General features: G+C 56.4%; 15 protein-coding genes. 9 read left to right on the plus strand and 6 right to left on the minus strand.

Annotated elements, in window-relative coordinates:
- The first annotated feature begins 62 nt into the window (after window positions 1–62).
- The 6 genes from RID21_RS07310 (at window position 63) to RID21_RS07335 (ending at window position 11,209) form a co-directional block, all read left to right on the plus strand.
- Complete coding sequence (locus RID21_RS07310; RefSeq protein WP_350188002.1) at window positions 63–1,547, plus strand: Gfo/Idh/MocA family protein; 1,485 nt, start codon at window positions 63–65, stop codon at window positions 1,545–1,547.
- A 78-nt stretch (window positions 1,548–1,625) separates the two neighbouring features.
- Entirely contained in the window at window positions 1,626–2,960 is a 1,335-nt protein-coding gene (locus RID21_RS07315) for a 3-keto-disaccharide hydrolase (RefSeq protein WP_350188003.1), read from the plus strand.
- A 41-nt stretch (window positions 2,961–3,001) separates the two neighbouring features.
- Window positions 3,002–4,837, plus strand: a complete 1,836-nt coding sequence (locus tag RID21_RS07320; protein ID WP_350188004.1) for a family 10 glycosylhydrolase — start codon at window positions 3,002–3,004, stop codon at window positions 4,835–4,837.
- A gap of 118 nt (window positions 4,838–4,955) precedes the next feature.
- Window positions 4,956–6,617 carry a sulfatase family protein gene (locus RID21_RS07325; RefSeq protein WP_350188005.1) on the plus strand — a complete coding sequence of 554 codons (1,662 nt, stop codon included), beginning with the start codon at window positions 4,956–4,958 and terminating at the stop codon, window positions 6,615–6,617.
- Window positions 6,618–7,172: 555 nt separating this feature from the next.
- A complete protein-coding gene (locus RID21_RS07330) occupies window positions 7,173–9,782 on the plus strand; it encodes a DUF1553 domain-containing protein (RefSeq protein ID WP_350188006.1) in 2,610 nt (869 codons plus the stop codon).
- A gap of 2 nt (window positions 9,783–9,784) precedes the next feature.
- Entirely contained in the window at window positions 9,785–11,209 is a 1,425-nt protein-coding gene (locus RID21_RS07335) for a DUF1501 domain-containing protein (RefSeq protein WP_350188007.1), read from the plus strand.
- A 20-nt stretch (window positions 11,210–11,229) separates the two neighbouring features.
- On the opposite strand, the gene nrdR is transcribed toward RID21_RS07335, so the two are convergent.
- The 3 genes from nrdR to RID21_RS07350 form a co-directional block, all read right to left on the minus strand.
- Window positions 11,230–11,685 (minus strand): transcriptional regulator NrdR, encoded by a 456-nt coding sequence (gene nrdR / locus RID21_RS07340; RefSeq protein ID WP_145102947.1) that lies wholly within the window; start codon window positions 11,683–11,685, stop codon window positions 11,230–11,232.
- 181 nt (window positions 11,686–11,866) lie between these two features.
- Entirely contained in the window at window positions 11,867–12,049 is a 183-nt protein-coding gene (locus RID21_RS07345; protein WP_350188008.1) for a hypothetical protein, read from the minus strand.
- Window positions 12,050–12,067: 18 nt separating this feature from the next.
- Entirely contained in the window at window positions 12,068–13,621 is a 1,554-nt protein-coding gene (locus RID21_RS07350; RefSeq protein WP_350188009.1) for a sodium:solute symporter family protein, read from the minus strand.
- 275 nt (window positions 13,622–13,896) lie between these two features.
- Between RID21_RS07350 and RID21_RS07355 the strand changes: the two genes are divergently transcribed.
- Window positions 13,897–14,100 (plus strand): small basic protein, encoded by a 204-nt coding sequence (locus RID21_RS07355; RefSeq protein ID WP_350188010.1) that lies wholly within the window; start codon window positions 13,897–13,899, stop codon window positions 14,098–14,100.
- A 103-nt stretch (window positions 14,101–14,203) separates the two neighbouring features.
- Window positions 14,204–15,892, plus strand: coding sequence for a GH3 auxin-responsive promoter family protein (locus RID21_RS07360; protein WP_350188011.1), 1,689 nt, complete (start codon window positions 14,204–14,206; stop codon window positions 15,890–15,892).
- Between the two features lie 24 nt (window positions 15,893–15,916).
- On the opposite strand, the gene RID21_RS07365 is transcribed toward RID21_RS07360, so the two are convergent.
- Window positions 15,917–19,438 carry a PVC-type heme-binding CxxCH protein gene (locus RID21_RS07365; RefSeq protein WP_350188012.1) on the minus strand — a complete coding sequence of 1,174 codons (3,522 nt, stop codon included), beginning with the start codon at window positions 19,436–19,438 and terminating at the stop codon, window positions 15,917–15,919.
- A 236-nt stretch (window positions 19,439–19,674) separates the two neighbouring features.
- On the opposite strand from RID21_RS07365, the gene RID21_RS07370 reads away from it, so the two are divergent.
- Complete coding sequence (locus RID21_RS07370) at window positions 19,675–20,220, plus strand: GNAT family N-acetyltransferase (protein WP_350188013.1); 546 nt, start codon at window positions 19,675–19,677, stop codon at window positions 20,218–20,220.
- 3 nt (window positions 20,221–20,223) lie between these two features.
- On the opposite strand, the gene RID21_RS07375 is transcribed toward RID21_RS07370, so the two are convergent.
- The gene (locus RID21_RS07375; protein WP_350188014.1) at window positions 20,224–21,651 is read right to left on the minus strand and encodes a N,N-dimethylformamidase beta subunit family domain-containing protein; all 1,428 of its coding nucleotides are present in this window, start codon (window positions 21,649–21,651) and stop codon (window positions 20,224–20,226) included.
- A gap of 134 nt (window positions 21,652–21,785) precedes the next feature.
- Window positions 21,786–22,952, minus strand: a complete 1,167-nt coding sequence (locus RID21_RS07380; RefSeq protein ID WP_350188015.1) for an AraC family transcriptional regulator — start codon at window positions 22,950–22,952, stop codon at window positions 21,786–21,788.
- Window positions 22,953–23,195 lie beyond the last annotated feature (243 nt).

Here is a 23,195-nt window from a genome sequence, read left to right on the forward strand (position 1 = left end):
CCCGTTTTCATCCATGGTCAGCAACAGCGGACTGGCTCAACCGTAGTTTGGAGAAACGAGTAATGACGCAACCAACGGAATCAAACGTATCACGACGCGACTTCATCAAGACCAGCGCGACAACCGGTGCCGCCGCGAGCCTGCTGGCCGCAGCCACAAAGACACGCGCAGCCGATGCGAACAGTCGCTTACGGATCGGCGTGATCGGCGCAGGGAATCGCGGCTTCAATACACTCACCAAGAAACTCGTCAAACTCCGTGAGCTGGGTCACAACATCGACCTCGTTTCCGTCGCCGATGTCTACTCGGTGCATCGCCAGCGGTTTGTCGATTACATCAAGGAACAGACCGGCGTCACGCCAACCACGCACGTCGATCATCGCGAGTTGCTGGGCGATAAAGACATCGACGCCGTCGTGATTGGCACCCCCGATCACTGGCACGCCAAAATCACGCTGGATGCCCTGGCCGCGGGCAAGCACGTTTATTGCGAAAAACCGATGACGCACACGGTCGAAGAGGCCGCCGAAGTCGTAGCCGCCTGGAAAGCCAGCGATCGCGTGATGCAGGTCGGCGTGCAGTCGACCAGTGCGCCTGTCTGGGACATGGCCCGCGAGAAAATCGACGCCGGCCTGCTGGGCAAAGTCGTCCAGTTCCAGACTGAATGTGCCCGTAACGGCAAGTTCGGCATGTCGCGGCACAACCTGATCACGAAAGAAATGACGCCACAAACGGTCGACTTCCGTCGCTTCCTCGGCGTGGAGGAAGGCTTTCATCCCGACGTGCCCTTCGACCGTGAGATCTTCGGACAATGGCGCTGCTACTGGGCCTTCGGATACGGCATGTTCTCCGACCTGTTCGTGCATCGTGTGACCGGCATGCTGAAAGCCACGGGACTCCGCAAGCCCGGTCGCGTGGTCGGTGGCGGCGGGATCTTTTTTGAATACGATGATCGTGAAGTCACCGACGTGGCATCGATCATCGCCGACTTCCACGAAGGGGTGCAGGGGCTGGTCAGCAGCACCATGGTCAGCGAAGAACGCAAGCTGGATCACATCATTCGCGGCCACAACGGACTGCTGCTGTTCGACAAGAGCTGTTCGGGCAACAGTGGCAAGTGTTCGTTCGAATTTGTCCCCGAACGACCACAGGTCACGCTCAACAGCAATCTCAAACCCGAGACATTCCACGTGCAAACGGAACTCGACTTCGTGTCGACGCACTGTGCGAACTGGCTCGACGCCATCCGCTCGGGCAAACCCACATCCGTCAATAACGATCCGGAACTGGGCGCCGCTGCCGTCATGCTCGTCAACCTGGCCGTACGCAGCTACCGCGAAGGCAAGGTGTTCCATGTCGACCGCGACGGTCAGGTCAGCGATGGTAACAGCAGCTGGGCGGACGGCTGGGAGAAACTCTCTAAGGCCAAAGCCAAACCCCGCCACGTGCCCGGCTGGCATGCGGGTGACACAGGCAGCGTCATGTACCCGCCCGAATACCAGAAGCTCGCCGGCCCCTGGATCGATGGCAAGCCGCCACAAACATAATGACACTTGCCATTTAGCCAATCGCTGACCGTTGCTGACACCCACCAGGCTTGAGTGAGAATAAAGGACAAGGAACGCATGCAGTGCAACGTAGGTATTAACGCCGGAGTGAAGCTGCTGGCCCTGTGCTTCGTCTCGCTTTGTATCCTCCAAGCCTCGTTACCGGCTGCAGCAGCGGAACTGTTCAACGGTCGGGATCTCACCAGCTGGGTCAACGTCAACGGGGCGCCCGACACCTGGCAGGTGCGGGATAGTGCGATTGTCTGCACGGGCGAGCCCAGTTGTTTCCTGCGCACCGATCGGATGTATGAAAACTATGTGCTGGAACTGGAGTGCCTGCACGTGAAAACGGGCGGCAATTCCGGTCTGTTCTTCCACGCCGATGCACTACCGCAGATCGGGGCCCCCTATCCACGTGCCATCGAAGCTCAGTTGCTCGTCGAAGATCATGGCAGTCTGTTTGGAATCCGCGGCGCCTCGCTTGTGCCACTGACCGACCCCGACAAAAAGGGGACCACCGCACGGGCGCGTCCCCTCGAAAAACGCTGTCGACCAGCGGGATACTGGAACAAATATGTGCTCACAACCAAAGACGGCAACGTAGAACTGGCCGTCAACGGGAAGGTGGTCACACGTGCGAAACAAACGAGCCTCGTCAAAGGCTATATCGGCCTGCAGGCAGAACACACCGAAGTGCATTTCCGCAACATCCGCATTCGCGAATTGCCGTCGAGTAATCCGTCGGCGGAAAAAGTCGCCCAGCCTGACGCAGGCTTTAAGTCGCTGTTCGATGGACTCACCTTTTCCGGCTGGAACCATCGGCCCGGACACAAGGGGCACTGGGTCGCCCACGACGGTGAGATCCACTACGACGGTAAGGCCGAGTCCAAAAAACGGGCCGACCGTGACCTCTGGATGAAGGACGAATTCGAAGACTTTGTCCTGATCGTCGACTGGCGTCTGTCTGCCGAACCGGAAATGAAGCCGCACCCCATCGTGCTGTTTAACGGCGATTTCCTGATGGAGGCAGACAATCCCCGCCAACGCGTCACCCGCCCGCACCTCGATGCCGGCGATAGCGGCATTTATCTCCGCGGCAGTTCCAAAGCCCAGCTCAACGTCTGGAGCCAGGTCCTCGGTTCCGGCGAAATCAACGGCTACCGCACCGACAAGACGATGCCACCGGAAGTCCGCCGCGCCTGCATCCCTATCAAAAACGCGGACCGTCCCCTCGGCCAGTGGAACCGCTTCGAGATCACCATGCGCGGCGATCGCGTATCAGTGGTTCTCAATGGAACAACCGTCATCGAAAACGCACAGCTCCCGGGAATTCCTCCCAAAGGCCCCATCGCCCTGCAACACCACAACGATCCCGTGGAGTTTCGCAATCTGTTTATCAAACCGTTGAAGTAACAGCCCCCGCATACAGTCTGTTCACAGACAGGATATCTGCTATGAGTGATAATCTTTCCTGGCACCTCAGGTTCGCGCTGCTATTTAGTCTCCTCTCGACATCAGCAACATACCTGGCTGCTGCGGAACCGACGTCTGCTCAACAACAGCTGCCGCGGCCCCACTCTGAGCAGTGGCAGAACTTCAAGCAGGCAGAACGCATCACAGACCTGACGCGCTGCCTCCCGGCCGACGCACTTTCAAATCGTCGTCAGCATGACAAATGGAAAGTGTTTGAATATGAAACAGCAGAGTTCTCGGGAAAATGTATCTCGGTCGGACGTGAGTCCTCGGCACCGGACCTGACCTTAAAACTCAACAAACAAGGCTGGCACGCCGTCTATATCGGGCTGAGTTCGATCACCGATCTCGTGCGCCCCGCGAAGAATAATGTGGAGGTCAAGTTCACCAGCGACCCGGCTTACACCCGGCTGAGTAATCGACTCGACCTGGGTTCCCAACGCCGGGATGTGCTGGAAGAAGTATTTCTGGGCACCGCAGACCTGACCAATAACGACTTACAGTTCTCTACCGTGTATCACATGCCGGCGCGGATTCATTACGTCAAAACCATTCCACTGACCGAGGAGGAAGTCGCTCGGTTAAATGCTGATCGGACTCAACAGAAAACCAAAACCGCGGTCGCCACGTTTGATGGCTACACCTGGATTCACCCGTTCCGTCCTCAGAATCGCGCCGATCTCGCGGCGACATTTTCCGCTTACCGCGACAGTGATTTCAAGACCTGGTGGTTTCAGGTGGGAGGCGCGGATCTCGTCCATCACCCGAGCCAGGTGGGAAACCTGATGGGGGGACACCTTGATACGTTCCCGCGGGAAGTCGATCGCGAGTATGTCGAATCGGTTCGCCATCTGCATCAGCAGGGAATTGACCCGCTGAAAGTGGCTGTTGAAGAAGCACACAAACAACAGGCGGAAATCCTTATCTGCTTGCGTGCTGCCGGCTGGAAGGCGGCACCGCCGTGGGAGGAGTTCTTCATGAGTGAATTTTACGAAGCCCATCCCGAGTGGCGCTGCATCGATTACGACGGAACACCCACCATGCATCTCAGCTACGCCGCAGAGGAAGTTCAGGATCATCTGATCAAAGTCTACCGCGAAGCACTGCAGCGAGGCGCAGACGGAGCCGGCTTTCTCTTTCATCGCGGCATGCCCATGATTTTATGGGAAGAACCATTCTGTCAGCGATTCATCAAAGAATACGGGGAAGATCCCCGCAAGCTGGCCGAAGACGACCCACGCGTGCTCCAGTTACGGGCGACGATTGTCACGGAGTTCATGCGTAAAATTCGCAAGCTGCTGGATGAGGTTGCGACTCAGCGCGGAACACCCAGTCGCCGACTTAAACTGGCCGTTTCCACTTTTTCCACCCCCGCAGATAATCGGAAGTTCGGACTGGATGTGGAACGCTGGATTGATGAAAAACTGATCGACCAGATCGGCATCGCCTGGTTCGCGTATTATACCAGCGGGCTGAAATCCAGATCAGGAGACACGGCTTACTACGCCCGCATCACCGAGGGAACCGATGTAAGAATCTTCCCTTTCTATATCGGCTGGAAAATGGAAAGTGCGGACAGCCTGCTGAAGTCAGTCACGCGGGACTATGAACAAGGGGCTGACGGAATCGCCGTCTGGGATCCGAATCAGTTCGTCACCTGGCAAAAAGGGCGCAATCCCTACTGGCCGCTGGTCTCAAAGCTCGGTCATTGCCAGCACATCAGCGCCGGCTCATTCATCTTCAAACCCACCACCATCCCCCTGACCAGACTGGGCGACAATCACTACAGTCGCTGGTACCCGAATACCGGGTTTTAAAGACTTGCTCTGTTCCCAGCATCAAAGCCGATTCACAGCGCGATTTGCTTGACCCTGCGGTGCCGTTGGTTGATACTGAAGTAAACATACCACACCAAAAATTCTCAGAGGATGAACCATGCCGTCAGCCAACGTTGCGCTCGCTTTCGCTGCCAGAACCCGCACCTCACGTTTTCTGTTTCTCTCTGCTCTGCTCGCATTTGTCTGCGGATTGACCACGCTCTGCTGCACTGCGTCCGCCGTAGCAGCAGAAAAAGCAAACGATCCCAACATCATCTACATCCTGGCCGATGACATGGGCTACGGCGATATCAAGGCACTCAACCCGGAATGTAAAATTGACACGCCACACCTGGACCAACTCGCACACGGCGGCATGATTTTTACCGACGCCCATTCCAGTTCCTCCGTCTGCACGCCCACCCGTTATGGAGTGCTCACCGGTCGCTACAACTGGCGTTCCCGCCTGAAGAGCGGCGTGCTCTGGGGACTCTCGCGGCGGCTGATTGAACAGGACCGCATGACGGTTCCCTCCATGCTCAAGCAGCATGGCTACTATACCGCCGCGGTCGGGAAGTGGCACCTGGGCATGGACTGGACACTCAAGGATGGCGGCTTCGCGACCGAGAAGTCGTATAACAAAAAAACCAATCCCGGCTGGGAAGTCGATTACTCGAAACCGATTCAGAACGGCCCCAACAGTGTCGGCTTCGATTATTTCTATGGCATCAGTGCTTCACTCGACATGCCCCCCTATGTCTATATTGAAAACAACAAGAGCCAGGGCATCCCCACCGTCACCAAGGCCTTCTTCCGGGATGGCCCTGCCCACAAAGATTTTGAAGCCATCGACGTGCTCCCCCGCATTACCGAAAAAACGGTCCAGATCATCGATGAGCACGCGGCTGCTTCCAAACAAGGCAAGCCGTTCTTCATTTACTTCCCCCTCAACGCACCGCACACTCCGATCCTGCCGACTCCCGAATGGCAGGGCAAAAGCGGCATCAATGCCTACTGCGATTTCGTGATGCAGGTCGACGACACCGTCGGACAGGTGATGCAGGCGCTCAAAAAACAGGGCATCCACGAAAACACGCTAGTCATCTTCACCGCTGACAACGGCTGTTCGCCCGCGGCCAACTTCAAAGAGATGGCCGACAAAGACCATCAGCCCAGCTACCACTTCCGCGGGCACAAAGCCGACATCTACGAAGGCGGCCATCGCGTCCCCTTCATCGCCAACTGGCCGGCCCGCGTCAAAGCCGGCACGCACTCCGATCAGCTGACCTGCCTGACCGACCTGATGGCCACCGCCGCGGATATCGTCGGGGCGAAGCTGCCCGATAACGCGGGCGAAGACAGCGTCAGCATCCTGCCGGCACTCGAAGGCAAAGACACACAGCCCCTCCGCGAAGCCGCCGTCCATCATTCAATTCGGGGGGCCTTCTCCATTCGCAAAGGGCACTGGAAACTGGAACTCTGTCCGGGATCGGGAGGCTGGAGTTTCCCCAAGCCGGGCAAAGACGATCTCAGCCAGCTCCCGGCCATTCAGCTCTATGACCTGAATGCCGACCTGAATGAACAGAAAAACGTGCAGTCCGAATATCCCGAAGTCGTGAAAGAATTGACCGACCTTCTGCAGAGCTACGTGGACCGGGGTCGCTCGACTCCGGGAGCCCCCCAGGAAAACAACGGGGACGTCGATATCTTCGAAGCAGGCAAGTCCGCTCAGAAAATGAAACGACCGCAGAAAAAGAAACCGGCGAAAGCCAAATCGTAATGGGCAGGTGCGATCCGGTGGCGCTGTTGGCTCGCATTCCCCCAGAAGAAAGGGTAAGCCCGAATGCAATTCGGGCCGAGCGCAGCGAGCAGGAGGTCACAGCGCACTCATACAATTCACGACAGACGATCCGATAAGATCAGGCATATTATTGAACCTGTCTCAGTCTCCCCTGCGACCTCCTGTTGCCTCTGGCAATATCGGATTACATCCGATACCACCCAGAGTTGATTGAGTGAGCCACAAACCGAGTATTTATCTACTTTTAAAACCATAACTTAGGGCCAGGCACCCCGGTTTCAAACTAATTCCCATCCGGGAAAAAACTTGAATTCCAGCCCCGGTCGGGTTATCTTAATAGCTTGATTCTCTCTCCGGGAAACAACAACACATTCCCCTGATAACACATTCAGCCCGTCAGGCAGTGGTGTCTGACTACCGTCCCTCCGATATCGGCGGTTCTGACGGACCGGCATTACTTTCAATCTTCTCATCAGGTCACTTTCCAGGTCGCCAACAGCCTTGGAATTACCGCCTGTCAGGAATTGAACGCGTATGTATGGTTCTCAAGTGCCACGAGCTCTCTACGCAGGTCTCTCACTGATCAGTGCACTCACGCTGAGCACCTGGTCTGCCAGCGCAGCACCAACGCCCGCAAACAAACCGGCTGCCGGTGCCAAGATTGATTTTGAAAAAACAATCCGGCCGCTCTTCGTCAAACATTGTCAGGACTGTCACGGTCCCGATGCCCGCGAAGGGGGACTGCGGCTGACGAGTCGTAAGAATCTGCTGCTCCGTAACGATTCCGGAGAGCCCGCTATCATCTCGGGTAAAAGTGACCAGAGCGTACTCATGCATCGCGTCGCGTCAAAAGACGACAGCGAACAGATGCCCCCCGCGGATGCAGGTGAGCGTCTCACCGCAGAAGAAATCGCCACGCTCAAACAGTGGATCGATCAGGGAGCCGACTGGCCCACCGAATCGGAAGAACCCAAACACTGGGCCTACGTGCCCCCCGTGAAACAACCGCTGCCGAAACTCAAAGGCACGCCGCGCATCAACAACGCCGTCGATACCTTCGTGGTCGAGAAACTGCAGCAGCAGAATCCTGCGTTGCAACAGGCGCCGCTGGCCGAACCCGCCCGGCTGCTGCGTCGCGTTTCCCTGGATCTGATCGGCCTGCCTCCCACTCCGGAACAGGTGGCTGCCTTCGAAAAAGATCCTTCACCGGCCGCCTATGAAAAGTATGTCGACAGTCTGCTCAAGTCCCCCCGCTACGGCGAGAAGTGGGCCCGCCAGTGGCTCGACCTGGCCCGCTATGCGGACTCGAATGGCTTCCAGGCTGATCAGCTCCGCGAGATGTGGCTCTACCGGGACTGGGTGATCAACGCCCTCAACCGGGACATGCCCTTCAATCAGTTTACCATTCAACAGATCGCCGGCGACCTGATGCCTGACGCGAGTCTCGATCAGAAAATCGCCACCGGCTTTCATCGCTGCACCACCTGTAACGTGGAAGCGGGCGTCGATCCCGAAGAGAACCGCGTTAATCAGATCTTTGACCGCGTCAACACCACCGGCATGGTCTGGCTCGGCACCACCTTCGAATGTGCCCAATGCCACAATCACAAATACGACCCGTTCACACAACAGGACTACTACCAGATCTTCGCTTTCTTCAATAACACGCCGCTGGAAGTGAAGCAGGTAGGTAAAAGTGTGACCTTTGATGTCACCGGCCCCAAGCTGATGGTGCCCCTCAGTAAAACAGCTCAACAACAAAAAGATCAGCTGACCAAAGCGCGTCTGGCCCTGCAGAAGCAGCTCAACCAGCGACAGAAGCAACTCGAAACAGGGTACCCGGCCTGGGAAGAAGCAACACTCGCCCTTTTGGAAAACAGCGAAGAGGGGAACAAGGTTCCCGACAACATCCGCAAAATTCTGAATACGGAAACCGACAAACGGACTGCCAAACAGACCAAAGCCCTCGCCGCCTACCAGCGGGAACAGGATACCGATTTCGCCGACCTGACCAAACAGCTGAACCAGGTCCGCCAGCAGTTGAATGCCCTCGAGCCGGACACATCTCTGGTGATGGTCGAAATGGACAAACCGCGGATGAACAACATCTTCAAGCGGGGCAACTTCCTCGACAAGGGTGCCCAGGTCAAACCGCAGACACCCGAGTCCCTGCATCCACTCCAGGCAGAAGACACCCCCAACCGACTCGCCTTCGCGAAGTGGCTCGTCGCTCCGGAGAATCCGCTGGTCGCCCGTGTAACCGTCAATCGCTGGTGGTCGCAGTTCTTCGGACAGGGCATCGTCGCCACCCAGGAAGATTTCGGCAGCCAGGGTGATCCTCCCACGCATCCCGCACTGCTCGACTGGCTGGCCGTCGAGTTCATGGAACACAACTGGTCGATGAAACACGTGCATAAACTGATCGTGATGTCCGCCACGTATCAGCAGTCATCGAAGATCACCCCCGCACTGCTTGAAGCCGACCCCTACAATAAACTGCTGACCCGCGGTCCCCGCCTGCGACTCTCGGCGGAAACCATTCGCGACAACGCACTGGCCATCAGCGGCCTGCTCTCTACCAAAATGGGAGGCCCGCCCATCTATCCGCCACAACCCCAGGGACTCTGGCGGCACGTGGGCCGTAATGCTCCGAAATACAATACATCTACTGAAGAAGACCGCTTCCGCCGAGGCGTGTATGTGATCTGGCGGCGCAGTGCCCCCTACCCGAGTTTCACGAACTTTGATGCTCCCGACCGGGGTGCCTGCACGATCAATCGCTCGCGGACCAACACGCCTCTCCAGGCCCTGACGCTGCTCAACGACCCCGCATATATTGAGATCGCCACCGGACTGGCCCGGCGACTGGCGACAAAAGGTTTGAGCGACGGTATGACCGATCGGGAACGGATCGCGTATGCGTTCCGCCTCTGTGTGGCCCGTCAGCCTCTTGATGTGGAAGTCGATCACCTCACAAAAGTCTTCGAACAGGAACTGAAACATTTCCAGGACCACCCTCAGGCAGCCCAGAAGTTGATCTCTGCGAAAGACCGCCCCGAAGGCGTCGGCGCATCCCGCATGGCGGCCTGGCTGTATGTTGCCAACATCCTGCTCAACCTCGACGAAACAATCACCAAGGGATAATCATGAACGAGCACATGCAACAACTGTTGAATTATACCCGTCGTGAATTCTTTCAACGGGCCGGTATGGGTGTCGGAGGAGCGGCATTAACCACTCTGCTCGCCAATGACCTGCTGGGAAACATCCCCAGTGCCGTGAATCCGATGGCAGCCCGCGAATCGCATTTCACGCCCAAAGCGAAAAATGTGATCTTCCTGCACATGGTGGGTGCCCCTTCGCATCTCGATTTATACGACGCGAAACCGAAACTGCAGGAACTGGACGGCGAACTCGTTCCCGACAAACTCTGGGAAGGCCTGCGACTGGCGTTCATCCGCGAACAACCCAAACTGATGGGCAGCCCGTTTGCCTATCAGCGACAGGGAGAAGCAGGGATCCCCATCTCCGAACTGATGCCCCACCTCGGATCGGTCTCAGATGAACTCTGCATGATCCACTCGCTCAAGACCGATCACTTCAATCACGCCCCCGCACAGCTCTTCTTCCAGACCGGCTTCTCCCGCTTCGGACGGCCTTCGCTGGGTTCCTGGGTCAACTACGGCCTCGGTTCGGAAAACAGTAACCTCCCCGGCTTTGTCGTGCTGATCACCGGGAATGTCGCCGGGGGCGGCAACAGTCTCTGGGGCAGCGGCTTTCTGCCCAGCGTTTACCAGGGCGTCGAATTCCGTTCCCAGGGAGATCCGGTGCTGTTCCTCTCGAACCCCAAAGGGATGACCGGCGAGGACCGCAAACGGATCATCGACAGTGTGAATCATTTGAACAAAGTCCAGCTGGCGGATGTCGGCGATCCCGAAATCGCAACCCGCATCAACCAGTACGAAATGGCGTACCGCATGCAGACCGCGGTGCCCGAGCTGATGGATATTTCCAACGAACCCAAACACATCCACGAACAGTATGGCACCCAGCCGGGCAAAGCGAGCTTCGCCAATAACTGTCTGCTGGCGAGAAGACTCGTGGAACGGGGCGTGCGATTCGTGCAGCTGTTCGACCAGGGCTGGGACCATCATGGTAACCTGGTCAACGGGCTCAAGAAAAAATGTAAGCAGGTCGATCAGCCAATCGCGGCCCTGATAAAAGACCTCAAGCAGCGGGGCCTCCTTGATGACACGCTGGTCGTCTGGGGTGCCGAGTTCGGCCGTACTCCCATGGTACAGGGAGACCGCAAGTCACCCGGTCGCGACCATCACAAGGATGCCTACACCGTCTGGATGGCAGGCGGCGGCGTCAAACCTGGATTCGCTTACGGCAAGACCGACGACATCGGGTTCAATGTGGCTGAAAAGCCGATGCACGTGAATGATTTCCACGCAACCCTGCTGCATCTGCTGGGTATGGATCACGAGCGGCTGACGTTCAAATTCCAGGGGCTCGACATGCGGATCACCGGCGTGGCCGGCAACGTGGTTCCCGAAATCATCGCTTAGGCACCTGGTCGGGAGCGAGCCTAATCGTCGGCTCGCAGCATGGGCTGGATTTCGGTCACGAAATCGTTGGCGTCGGTAAAGTTCCGATAGACGGAAGCAAAACGGACGAAAGCCACCTGGTCGACGTTCTTCAATTCCGTGGAGACCCGCTCGCCGATGAACCGCGAGGGGACTTCGCGATCGAAGTTCTCATAGATTTCGGCTTCGATCTGGGCCACAATCGATTCTATCTGATCGGGGCTGACCGGGCGTTTGTAGCAGGCCGTCTCAATCCCCTTGACCATTTTCATCCGATCGAAGGGGACACGGGCCCCATCTTTCTTGACAACTTTGAGGGGGGATTCTTCAATCTTTTCATAGGTCGTGAAGCGTTTGCCGCAGGCCAGACATTCACGCCTGCGGCGTACACTGAAAGGTTGACTCAAGCGCGAATCAATGACTTTCGTCTCACCATCACGACAAAAAGGGCACATCATGAGCGACGCGACTCCCAGCAGGAAACAGCAACAGCCCGTCTATTCAGCCATAAAAGCTCTACGGGTCTAGTTTAAAAAATAGCAGGATCGTAACTGATTCACCAGTCAATTGTTCAGAAAACCCGAATTTTTAGCCGTTTATAAACCGTGTCGTGGAAGTGGTTTCGCAGCGAATATGGTCTCATTCAATCGGACGATCGAGAATTTCTTCGTGCGCCTGCGATTCATTCACGTCGGCCCGCAGGTCATCGAGTGTCGCTTTCAGTTCCGCTTTGACGCCACTCACGACGTAAACCAGTACGACCAGAAACGCGAGCCCACTGGTCAAGAGCAAGGCAGTCCAGATACTCATCCACAGGTACATAATCGTTTCTCTCTCAGTTTAAGCCGGATTGACGGAGACATTCGGACTGGTTTCAGCATGTCGATCGGGAATCAACAGTGAAAACACGATGTATGCCACGCTCGAAAACACAAACGTCAGCAGCGTCAGGTGTGTGCCATTTAAGCTGGTCGCAAACACGTTGTTGATCAGATCTACGCAGGGACCCATCGCCAACAATCCTGACAGACCTCCCAGGATCGCCGCCAGTGCACCGGCCCGGCTGCCCCGTTTCCAGTACAGACCACCAACCACCGTGGGAATCGCCCCGGATAGATACACGGCTCCCGTGACGGCCAGGTAACCCCAGAGGTCGCTGCTGACTTCGTACCAGAGTCCCCAGGTCAGAAGCATTGCCCCGATCACGAAGATCGCAATCCGTGTTGTCAGAATCCGGGAACGCTGGCTCATCGGCCCGGCGACAGGTGCGATAATATCCTGGGTGATCACGCCACTCCAGCAGAGCAGATAGCTGTCGTGGGTCGACATGAAGGCGGCAATCATGCCTGCCGTCACCAGCCCTAATAAGCCGGTCGGCACCACTTTCGCCAGAAACAGGGGCATCGCAGACAGCGATGTAACCGAGGCGTTAGTTTCAACGGCCTGGTGAAATTCCTGGAACAGTTCCGGCTGGGAAGCGAAAAAGGCAAACGTCCCGATCCCCCAGAACACAGGCAGGGCACGACGTGCCAGAAAGGAGATGGAGCTCAGCGAATAGAGTTTTTGAGCGACTTCCGCACTCTGACAGGAGAGCGTACGGGCCGCGCTGGTCGGCCAGAGCAGTGCGGCCGAACCGATGACAATCGCCATCTGCACGATCTGCATCCAACCGATGGGGTTCCCATTCCCCGAGTTATTTTCAGGATGGAAGGGATCATAATAACCGTTCTGCTCGGTAACAATCGCCGACAAGCCGTCCCAGCCGATCGACCAGAAGACCACACCAGTGACAATTACCATGCCGGTCCCCAGGATCAGAAACTGGATCAGGTCGGTGATCACCACCGAAACCATTCCCCCCAGCACCGTATAGAACAGCACCAGCAGCAACAGCCCCGTCATGATCAGTTTGAGGTACATCTCGTCCTGCAGTCCGGAAACCGCGGTCAGAAACTGCGAGCCCGCTTTAAGGAACAGCCCCATGTTCAACACGCCCGAGACGACCATCACCGACGCCCCGACCACCCGCACCGACTGCGAGTAACGTTGTTCATAATATTCGGGGATCGTCATGATCGAGGATTGCCGGAGCCGATAGACAACAAAGCCGGTCAGACCGATCAACAGCACCGCCCCCGCCTCCAGAAAAGCGAGGTACAGGGAGGCGTACTGCTGGGTGAAGCCGAGTTCGGCCATGTACATCACGGTCACGAGCCCCAGTTCGGTCCCCGTCATCGTGGCCAGGGCCAGTCGGAGCCGCAATTTGCGGCCGGCGACGAGATAATCGGAGAGATTTCCGACGTAACGATTGGCCCACAAACCAATTACGATTGATGAGAGCAGGTAACAGACGACGATGGACCAGTCCAACAGGGTGAAATTTGTATCGTACAAAGAAATGGTCTGGTCTCCCTCGATCCCGGTTTCAGGGCGAAATTTCAGAATTTCGCGAAAAACAGCTGAAAGGTTTCATTTAGCAGCGGTTGCAATCGTTGACATTTCCTTTTACCATATGTCGCTTCGCAAATCGTCGCGGGCAAATGTCCGTTTGACCAGCATGCTGTTAGAGCGCTTCTTGCGAATAAGACACCACTATGCCAGTTTTGACGGTCAATTTCCATAGTAAATGACCGTCTTCGATATAACATCTATTCAGAGGGGATGACACCGTGTCACTCGACAAAAGTTTGAAGAGCAAAAGCTCGCTGACTCGTGCCCGTAACGTTTTGAAGCGTGCTGAACGTATTGAGAAATTGAAGTTCGAAGACCGCTGGGTCGAAGGCCAGGGCGCCCTGGGTCTGCCCAAAGTCCGCGTCGAGAAAATCTCGATCGGCAAGAAGAAGAAAAAGAAGAAAGACGACGACGAAGATTAATCGTCCGGTTCCATCTGGCAGGAGGAGAGTTCTCTCTTCAGGCAGACTCTCCTCCACGTGGACCTTTTTCTGAGCGCAGAACATTTCGTCCGGGGAGCAAGGAATGCATGCCCTGTATGTGCTACGGGCTTTCGGGGGAACCTTCGTGCGACGACGCTATCGTCGTGCCGCTCATGAATTCCTTGCCTGCACCTCTGACTGTCGCTCGGTTCAACAGGCAACACTGCAGCGCATTCTACAGTTAAACGCTGCCAGCGATTTGAGCCGCCAGTACAACCTGGACGGTTCCTGCACGATTGAAGAGTTTCAATCCCGCTTCCCGGTTTCGGAATACGAATTCTTTCGCCCCTACATCGAACGCGTCAAACAGGGGGAAACCACTGCACTGCTGGGCCCCGAGAATCGCCTGCTGATGTTTACGCTCAGCAGCGGCACCACCACCGATTCCAAGTTCATCCCGATCACCGCCCCGTTCCTCAAAGACTATCGCCAGGGCTGGCAGAACTGGGGCATTCTGACCTATGACGATTTCGCGCCGCTGAAGTATCAGAACATCGTGCAGCTCACCAGCAACTTCGACAAGTTCCGCACACCTGGTGGCACCCCCTGCGGCAATATCAGCGGCCTGGTCGCAGCGATGCAGAGTCCCGTCGTGCAGTCGATGTATACCGTTCCCGGAGACGTCTCACGCATCGATGACCCGCAACTGAAATATTACACCGCCCTGCGACTCGCACTCGCCGACCGGCATGTGGGCATGCTCACCACCGCCAACCCCAGCACCCTGCTCCACCTGGCCCAGTTTGCCGACCAGGAAAAAGAATCGCTGGTACGCGACATTGCCGAGGGACGCCTGACGGGAGCCGCTCAGATGGACCTGCAGATCCTGGGCAAACTCAAACGACGGCTGCAGCGAAAGAACCGAGGCCGTGCGCGGGAACTGGAACAGATCATCGAACGCACCGGACACCTCTATCCCCGCGATTACTGGCCCGGACTCTCCGTGCTCGCTGTCTGGACGGGGGGCAGCGCCGGCGCTTACCTGTCACAACTCAAACCCTACTATGGCGATCTGCCGGTCCGCGATCATGGTCTCTCGGCCAGCGAAGGACGGATGACGATCCCCCTCGACTCAGGCACGTCGAGCGGTGTTCTGGATATCACGTCGCACTTCTTCGAGTTCATCCCCGAAGCGGAAGACCCGTTGAACACCTCGCACATCCTGACGGCGGATCAACTGGAAGAGGGGCAGAACTACTATATCCTGCTGACCACCCCCTCGGGTCTCTATCGTTACCATATCTGTGACGTCGTGCGTTGCACCGGCTTTTATCAGTCCACTCCCCTGCTGGCGTTCCTTCACAAAGGCGCACATATCTCGAATCTGACCGGCGAGAAGATCACCGAGTCGCAGGTCGTCGATGCCGTCCGTAGCGCAACTCAGCAGCATACGCTGGAACTGGGACAATTCGCGGTGATTCCGCAATGGGGAGAGCCCCCCTGTTATCAGCTGTTATTCGAAGCATCGCCGCTGCTCACGGATGAAACACTCACGAGACTGCTCGCCGACTTCGATCAACGTCTGCAGGAATCCAATTGTGAATACGCCGAGAAGCGCCAGTCCGGGCGACTGGCACCGCCGGTCCCCTGCCCGCTTAAGCCGGGCACCTGGCAGCGTTTCGCGACTGAACGTCAACAGAAACCGGGAGGCAGCTTCGAACAGTACAAGCATCCCTGCCTGATTCCCCAGCTCGATTACGCGAGTGAACTCATCACGAGGTTCTCTCCCTGAGGACTTCGGATTCGGACAGCTCGCTTATTTAAAGACCGGCTGACTGCTCCGCAGGAATCCGAACAGGTCCCGCAGTTCCTGGTCACTGAGTTTATCGAGCAGGCCTTCGGGCATCAGAGACTTGGGCTGCTTGATCATCTCATCGATGTTCTCCCGCTTGATCGTCACGTTCTGACCATCGGCCCCGCGGATCACGACAATCTGTTTGTCCTGATCGTAGAGGAAGCCGGATACCACCAGGCCATCGTCGGTGATCACCAGGTACGTTTCAAAACCCTCGCGAATTTCCGAACTCGGGTTCACCACGTGCATCAGCATCCGCAGGGAATCGTCGCGTTTGTACTGCGTCAACTCCGGTCCCACGCGTTTGCCTTCCCCGAATAGTATGTGACACTTGGCACAGTTCTGCTGATACAGTTCCTTGCCGCGATAAACGTCACTGCTGCCCTGCTCCAGCACGCCTGAGATACGGGCAATGCTGGCCTGCATCTGCTGATTCGAAGCGCCCTGGATCTCTTTCCAGTGCCGACCCACGAGTTCTGTGATCTGCGGATCCTGGTGAATCGTCATCTTGCGAACCAGGTCTTCCGGTATCGCCTGGGCGTCCAGCTGTCCCGCTTCCACCGCAGCCAGCAAGTCGCGGGTCCATTCCTTTCGACTGACGAGCGTACTCAACGCGACTTCGCGGACGGATTCAGAAAAGTCCGGATAGCGTTTGAGAATCACTGCCGCGATTTCCGGCTGCTGATATTTCTGTAACGCGACCAGCAATCCGGTCTGCAAATCGCTGTTTTTAGTACTGCTCAGCAAAGACTGCATCACAGTCCGGGCCTGCGGTTCCTGCAGTTCGCCCAGCACCTGAATATAGTCCAACAGCTGAGCCTGATTCTTGCCGGGTGATTTCAACGCGTTCAACGCCGTCTGAATTGCGGTCTGGTTTCCCAGTCGCATCTGCAGGGTCGTCGATCCGCCCCCCGCATCCGCCAGGGCTTTAACCAGTGCCTCGGGCAGCCCGGCCAGCGAACGTCCCTTGAACGAATTCTCGAAGCCCGTCATCAGCAGTTGGCGCGACTTCGCATCAGGGGCCAGTTCGAACAGTTTCGCACAGGTGACCAGATCCGTTCGGCTGCCTGCGGTCGCGTAACGACGAATCAGTCGTTCCAGCAGTGCCGACTGCACCAGGGGACGCTCCCAGAACTGTTTGTCTTTAAACAAGGCGAGTACCTGTTCCCGATCGGAAACCGACCTGGATTCCAACGCCCACCAGAGCATCAGCGGCTGATGCGGATCGTCCACGTCTGCCTCATAACGGCTCAAGGCTTCGACCAGGGGCAGGCAGAGATCCGCAGGCAGACGTCGAGCGGTTGCCGCCAGTTGACCGCGGACTTCCGCATTCGGTTCGTTCCGCGCGGCCTCGATCAGCTGCTCACCGATATGACTGGAGACCACTTTGTCGTCCCCCAGCAGACGCACCGTCCAGAAGCGGACCATGGGATGAGGATGTTTCAATGTCTCTTCCGCGACGGCATCGTCAAAGCCCTGCGAGAGATTCAACGCCCAGAATGCTTCCAGGGCAAGATGTCCGTCGTTCTCTTTGATCCATTGTTTCAGTGTGGGAATCACGGACGCATCTTTACGGTCGCCCAGCAGTCGCAGCGCGGTGCGGCGGTGCCATTCGTTGGGATGTTTGAGCAGGTCCAGCAGTTCCCGCGAACTCTTTTGACTCAAGTCCTCAATCTTACGGGGCGCCGCATCCTTACCGCGGAGGCGATAGACGCGACCCGAATTAGGATCGATCTGTCCCTGGTAGTGCTGACCGTGCGCGATGAATTCTTCGTAAAAGTCAGCGATGTAAACACCCCCGTCAGGTCCCGTGTAAATCGCTACCGGACGAAAACCGAGGTCAGTACTCTTCAAGGGAAAGCCGACGTCTTCGGTCTGAAAGGAAGACCCCAGTTGATTCACCTGAGTGAGGACCAGGTACTGGTGCAGCGGGTCGACGGAAATCAGCTTCCCTTTAAATCGCTCGGGCAGCGTGTCCCCCTCGTATTTCACCAGCGCGTGACTGAAGCGGGGCGTAGCGGCATGCTTCATGAAAGGCAGCAGACCAAAGGCATACGGGTTACTCACATCGCCGTACTTCCGCTCGGTCCCCTTTTCGTAATAGCCTCCCTGTACATAGTAGAAGCCGCGAGTACCACCGCCGTTATGGCCGGAATAAACACGGCCGTCGGCATCAACTTCCAGCCCGAAGGCATTACCGCCCCCTTCAGCAAACAATTCATAGCGCCCTGTTTCCGGATGATAGCGCCAGACCCCGGGCCCTTCACAGTAAATCGATTTCGCATCCGGCTTGTCGGTGTTCTTCAGATGCGAAACGAGGTTACTCCCCTGCACCATGTAGAGCCAGCCGTCCGGTCCCCACTGCAGACTGTTGGGAGCCGAGTGTGTGTCGGACAGACCAAAGCCCCACAGGTGAACTTCCGGATCACCGTCGGGAATGTCGTCGTTGTCTTTGTCAGGATAAAACAGGAGGTAAGGTGGATTGAGTACCCAGATCCCACCCCGCCCTTTGACAACCGACGTCGCGATATTGAGATCGCCGGCAAAGACCTTGTGCGCATCGTACTTGCCGTCACCGTTGGTATCTTCATGAATTGTAATCCGATCGTTACCCGGAAAGTGGTTGGGAGGCGGCGGGGAGACCCGGTCGAATTCCATCCGGTAATATTTATTCCGGCTCAACACCTTGAGCCCCGCGGGATACGGATACTGGCGATACTGCACGACCCACATCCGCCCCCGTTCATCGAAACTCATAAACAGTGGCTGCCCCACCAGTGGTTCGGTGAGTAACTGATCCACGGCCACATCATCATCGGTTTCAAAGAGTGTCATCGACTTCTCGGGGGAGAGGCGTCGCCCCGGAGAAAGTTTGGCGGAGCGTTTGAGTGTCGAGGTGGCCGGGGTGAACTCATCGAAAGCGGCCTGGGCCGGCTTCTGCTCGCGGGCGGTCAGCGCCCATTTCACATCATCGCCCGGCAGGAATTCCCATTCTCCTTTAAGCACGCATTCCAGAAAGTAACCGGCCAGAATCGGAGGTACGCCCCGGAAACCTCCCGGGCCTGCTTCATTATAAACGCGGACCGCGATCGTATTGTACTTCCCCAGCTTGAGCGTTCCCGGCGGAACCTTGTAGCGCTGATAACTGTCGAAGCCACTTTCGAAGTTCGGGGGGAACTTTCCAATCTGACCGATGCGCGTCCCGTTGATATAGACTTCGTGGGCATCCGCCAGTTTTTCAATCGAGAGCGTCACCGAATCCCGCCAGAGGGGGCGGGCATTCATGTCGGCCCAGTTATTGGGGACTTTGACGTAGCAGCGATACCAGGCGAACCCGTCCAGGTCTGCATATTTCCCTGCCTGCTGATCTTCCCAGGCTCCGGGGACCTGAATCAGCGAAGTTTCTGCATTAGATTCTGCCGCCGGAAGACAATTAGTACTGTAGAGGGTTAAAGTTACGAAGACTGCCCCAAAAACAGACATTTTCATCTCTATGTACTCCAAGCAGAATATGCGCCCTTGAGAGAGCATGGTGATATTTAAATGATATTTATTTATTTGAACAGAAGGACGAGCGACTTTCAATATCGATAAAAAACGCACCCCGTTTTTGAAATAAAAGGGAATTGCCGGAAATTTCTCCGTTACAAACCGGGTGTCTGCGTAGAGAGGGTACTACAAGACTGAAACAACTTGATGAACTTGCAGGAACCAGAACAGTGGAAACGACTCGGCTGATATTACGACGGTGGTGTGAGGGTGATGTCACACCTTTCGTCGAGCTCAATAAAGACCCACGCGTCATGCAGTATTATCCGTCCACGCTGACTTCCGAGCAGAGCGTGCAGATGGTGGAAGAAATCCGAAAGCACTTCGAAGAATATGGCTTCGGCTTATGGGCCGTCGAAATTAAAGACCAGACTCCTTTCGCCGGATTCATCGGCCTGGCGGTTCCCCAGTTCACTGCGTTTTTTACTCCCTGCATCGAGATCCTCTGGCGACTGGCAACCCCCTACTGGAACCAGGGATACGCTACGGAAGGCGCACACGCCGTGCTCGACTTCGGCTTTGATGAATGCAACCTGAAACAGATCGTTTCATTCACGGTCCCCGCCAATATCGCTTCGCGTCGCGTGATGGAAAAAATCGGCATGTCGTATATCGACAACTTCGATCATCCCGGATTGCCCGAGAACGATCCGCTGCAGCGACATGTGCTCTACAGTATCACCCATTCGGAACGGGATGGACTCCTGCCGAACTAGTCATCACTTTGACAACCGGTCGAGGACGTTTCTGGTGATCTGCTGGACGATCGGATCTTTCCCGCGCAGCCCGTGTGCCCAGTCGGTGCTCCCCACCGTCAGCACGGTTCCGCCGTTGGTATACATCCCCAGGACCGCGGCGCCGACCCGATCTTTTTCGAAGCGATCGTACCACAGGCTGTCACCGGGAGCCCATTTCGCCGGACAGGTCGCCAGGATCTGAAAGGACTTTGGAGTGCCATCTTTATGGGTCGGCACAGGCAGACCGTCCTGCATCACAAACTGACAGCCGTCGCATTCGTAACCGACAATCGTGTCTTTCCCCCCAAATTCGTCGCCCTGCTTAATCCCCGTTTTCGCAAAGATCCAGTGCTCGGGACGATGCACACGATACGCAGCGGAACCATCCATGAACTGACCGTGGCTCTTATGATAGCCGCCGTACAGAAAGCCCACGCCCGTCAGTTGATTTTCCGGTCGATTGACCAGGTGATGACTCCAGAGCGTGGTCAAGGTGCTGTGATCGTCCGTCGGAAAAACAGGATCCTGGTTGTACCACTGCTTCCAGCAGGTCAGGGCGCGTCCGTCGTCTTCACTCCGCACCTGCCAGCAGACTGAATTTCCACTAAAGAAGGCAACATTGCCTCCCTGCTTAATGTACTGCTCCAGGTGATCTCGCATCGGCGCAGACCAGTATTCATCATGGCCCACACTGAGAACCAGTTTGTACTGCTGCAAAATTTCGGGATGAAATTCCAGATCACTGTTGGCGGCGTAGTCCAGCTGGTAACCGTTCTGTTCGGCCCAGGCGATGAACGGGTATTCCCAGTTCGAAAACTGACCAGCCAGTGGACGGTCAAACGAAACGCGGTGCCCCTGCAGATGATCGCGACCATGGTAACTGTACAGGCTCGAACCACCCCAGTTGTTATAGGCATTGTAAGTGTTGGTCGAGAGTTGAATCAGGATTTTGGTTTCGGAACCGGGATTTTTGGGACGGATAATGAAAAACAGGCTCGACTCAGCCGAACGGGAATTCCGCTGAATAAATTTACCACCCCCGTCGCGTACCGCCAGACGGACGCTGTAATAACCGCTGGCCCAGGATTCGGGAACCGTCAACTCAAACGCCGCCGGCCAGCGACAGCCGTTTGACGAAGCATCTTCAGGCACGGGATAAGCGGCTCCGTTCTGACGCGTCTCTTTATAAACGGTTTTGTTCTCGGCTCCCAGGCGGGTAATCTCAATCGAGTACTGCGGTTCGGAACTGTTGAGGTGGAAATGAATCTTCTCGCCGGACTGATAGCTCAACTGATTCGTATAGCCCTCGATAAAAATCGAACCGGCATCATCTTCCGCAGCAGTTACAGGCACCGCAAACATTGTGGTCAAAACCAGCAGCAGCCACACACGAGAGAACGTTGAAATCATGGTGATCTTCCTCAGACAGAACGGCGGGTATCAAATAAAGTTGTTGCTCTACTTTGATCGTACCATCGGCGGTTCCCCATCGCCATCAAACCAGCGGTCCGATTCGCAAGGAATTGTCTACCGTCCGGAAACATTCAGCGGAGCGTATGACTCGATTGACGATATTCCCGGGGCGACATGCCCATCTCACGACCGAACATGCGAATCATCGCTTCCTGATGCTGAAAGCCACAGCGTTCTGCGATCTGTGAAATCGTCAGGTTGGTCTCCCTCAGCAGACGGGTGATCCGGTTCAACTTTGCCTGGCGAATTTCACTGGCCGGCGAGCGATGCAGGGCCTTCTGAAAACGATGTTCCAGAATGCGCCGCGAGACGTTCAGCTGCTGCGTGAGATCGGTGACCTGCAGGGGGAGATGTGCCTGCTGACGAATCAGCTGGATCGCCTCGCGAACCAGGTCGTCATCGGCAAACAGCGTATCCGTAGAAGCCCGCTCTTCGATGGACAGGGGAGGAATCAGCACCGGCGTCTTCGGCGCGGGCTGCCCCTGAATCATCTGATCCAGCAACTGTGCCGCGGCATGACCGACGACATGCGGTCCCTGGTTGATACAGGATAATGGCACCGGCGACAGCGCCGACATCAGCGGGTCGTGCTCGATGCTGAGGATCGCCACCTGGTCAGGGATTTCCAGATGATGATTCACGCAGACCGTCGCTACTTCGCGTCCCACCTTGCTCGACCAGACCAGTAACGCGACCGGCTTAGGCAGTTCCCGCAACCATTCTTTGAGTCGATGCTGCTGCTGTTCGTAGTCCGCTTCCTTCGTCAGTTCGTAATAAGGGAAGTCATAACAGACGCCCCCCGCCTCGCTGACCGCCGATTCAAAATCGTGCTGAATGGTGGGAGGGTATTTCAAATTAGGGTCGGCACCAATATAGCCAAACGAACGAAAGCCCTTGTTAAGGAAGAAGTCCGCCGCCATGCGGGCACAGGCCCGTTCGTCTGAAACGACTTTCGGAATGCGGGTCGAATGCGTTCCCAGCCAGGAGACATTCACCGCGGGCAGGCGCCGCCCGATAATCGACTGACGAATGCGTGCGTCCGTCAAGCGACAGATGGTGCCGTGCCCGTGCCAGGAGGCGGGAATCTGCAGCTGTTCTTTGAGTCCCCGGAATTCAATCCAGAAGTCCCAGCCCCCCTGCTCGAAAGCATAGTCGGCAATCCCCTGAATGATCTGGCGGCTCCAGTCGCTGGAGGTCTGGATCAGGAGTGCGATTTTTCGACGTTCAGGAAATCTCATCGTAATACTTCTACAGCAAACAGGGATTGGCGTTACCAGAGTTCTATGAACCGATACACTGTCAGAGAATGTTAAAGAACCCGTGAAGCCCATGTAAATATTATCAATTTAACTGCGTATATTATCATTGTATTCTGCACGCTGATCCCGATACTAGGCAATACTTAACTTTAAGTTTGGCACACTGAAGTTTGACAGTGCCTGGTGGGTAGAGTTCCTGTCTGCCCACCAGGCCGCGAACTT

This window comes from Gimesia sp. (genome assembly GCF_040219335.1).
Taxonomy (GTDB): Bacteria; Planctomycetota; Planctomycetia; order Planctomycetales; family Planctomycetaceae; genus Gimesia.